The sequence below is a fragment of the Mesorhizobium sp. M0293 genome (assembly GCF_040321735.1).
GTDB lineage: Bacteria > Pseudomonadota > Alphaproteobacteria > Rhizobiales > Rhizobiaceae > Mesorhizobium.
Genome location: NZ_JAMYSA010000258.1, coordinates 1 through 1,884 on the forward strand (window position 1 = coordinate 1; position 1,884 = coordinate 1,884).

2 protein-coding genes are annotated in these 1,884 nt (G+C 62.3%); both read right to left on the minus strand.

Annotation, left to right across the window (positions count from 1 at the left end; all coding sequences use genetic code 11):
- Positions 1–12 precede the first annotated feature (12 nt).
- Positions 13–699, minus strand: a complete 687-nt coding sequence (locus tag NKJ06_RS35270) for a reverse transcriptase domain-containing protein (RefSeq protein WP_352812538.1) — start codon at positions 697–699, stop codon at positions 13–15.
- Positions 653–1,162 (minus strand): reverse transcriptase domain-containing protein, encoded by a 510-nt coding sequence (locus NKJ06_RS35275; RefSeq protein ID WP_352812539.1) that lies wholly within the window; start codon positions 1,160–1,162, stop codon positions 653–655. Before NKJ06_RS35275 ends, NKJ06_RS35270 begins: the two co-directional genes overlap by 47 nt.
- Positions 1,163–1,884 lie beyond the last annotated feature (722 nt).

Sequence of the window (1,884 nt, forward strand, 5' to 3'; positions counted from 1 at the left end):
CGCACTCGGCTCCTACCTCGGGTGGGTGACGGCGAAGCGCACATCGGGCCAAGGATGAAGGATACGTGGACTTGGGAGCCAGTCACCGGCGAGCCTCGCAATGCGGTCCCATACGAGGCCATCACGCTGGCTGCGCCGCCGGAGCGTCCGTCGCCAGAGATTGACCACATGATAGCGGTACGCAGCAAGCGCCCGCCCGTTTGTCGGGACTGCGTAGTAGGCAAAGTGTCCGGTGACGACCTGCCTGAGCCATTTCCCTTGTTCCGGGATAGGCCAGTGCATTCGCCGCCAGAGCCCCCCTTTGATTTCGCGGAGCTTGGCTCGCATACGGTCACCGCAGGTCTTCCGTTGAAGCTGGAAGCGCCCGCGGCGTGATTTGCCGCAGATGAGCGTGAACCCCAGGAATGCAAAGGTTTCCGGCTTTGCGAGCCCGCGCTGCTTTCGTTCAGCCGCCGCGTGGCGACCAAACTCAATCAGGCGGGTCTTATCCGGATGGAGCGTCAGCTCGAACTCCTCAAGCCTCGCGCGCATCGCAGCGAGGAAACAACGGGCGTCGTCCTCGCGCTCGAAACCGACCACTACATCGTCCGCATAGCGCACGATGATCATGTCGCCGGTGGCCTCGCGCTGTCGCCAGCGCTTGGCCCACAGATCAAAGCAGTAGTGCAGGTAGAATGGCGAGTCCCGTTCCCCTGTCATCCACGGTCACGATCCCGTCTTCGAGGACGCCCGCCTTCAGCCATTTCTGGATCAGGCGGATGATGCGCTTGTCGCCGATCCGATGTTCCAGGAAGCGAACCAGCCATGATTGACTGACAGCCCCGAAGAAGTTCTGGATGTCGGCGTCTATGATCCAGTTCACCTGCCGCCTGTCGATCGCCGTGCAGAGCGCATCCAACGCATCGTGCGGGCCCCTCCCGGGCCGAAACCCGTAGGAGAAGCCGCAGAAGTCGCCTTCGTAGATGGCGTTGAGTACGATGACGGTGGCCCCTTGGACAATCTTGTCTTCCAGAGCCGCGATTGCCAGCGGCCGCTGCTTCCCGTCAGCCTTCGGTATGTATGTTCGGCGGGACGGTTGCGGGCGGTACACTCCCCGTTGGATTCGTTTGTGTAGATCGGCGAGCCGCAGCTCGAGATCTGCCTCGTAATCCTCCCACGTCATGCCATCCGGCCTTGCGCCTGAGCGCGTAGAACGCCGCCCGCAGTGCATCGTTATTGATGTGGTGAAAGAGCGCGGTGAACCGGTCCTTCTTCCTCAGCCTTGCGGCTGTCCGTACGCGGTCCAGCGACTGGGTCATGCGAGCCCGGCTCTGTGTCCGGTGCATGCGTTGCTGTTCCGCGTTCCCCTTGGTCCCCGGCCTTGGCTCCACCAACTCCGCCACCGGTTGCCCGGCTTTGTTCGTCAGCTTCACAGCTACTATGCCAGAGTCAGACTTCTCCGTGTCGTGCATCAGCGGCTACGGCTCCTCGCCTTCCCGCTGCGGACCATGTCCTCCAAAGAGGGCCATGGTCGACCCGGAGATCTCCCGGTTCCCGAACAAGAAGCTTCCATGCATGCCAGGGTCTACGACCACGCCGGACCGAGGCGGCACTCGCATATCGCGCCTCCTCATGTTGCCTTCCGCGCCACTAACGGCGTCGGCATCCGGGACGATGTTCTTTCGCGGCTCAATGGCTGGCCTGCATGTTCCTCTACCGACGCTTCGCCGACACCCTCGCGGGGGCCGACGCACGGCTCGAGGGCCGATGTGGATCGCTACTCCTTCACCGCAATGGACTTGCACCATCTACTCCTTGCCAGTCTCCCGGCGCACTAGTGGTAACACGCGCCGGCGCGCGCCTAACATGCTGACTTAACGACATATTCTTAAAGGCGGTGTTTAA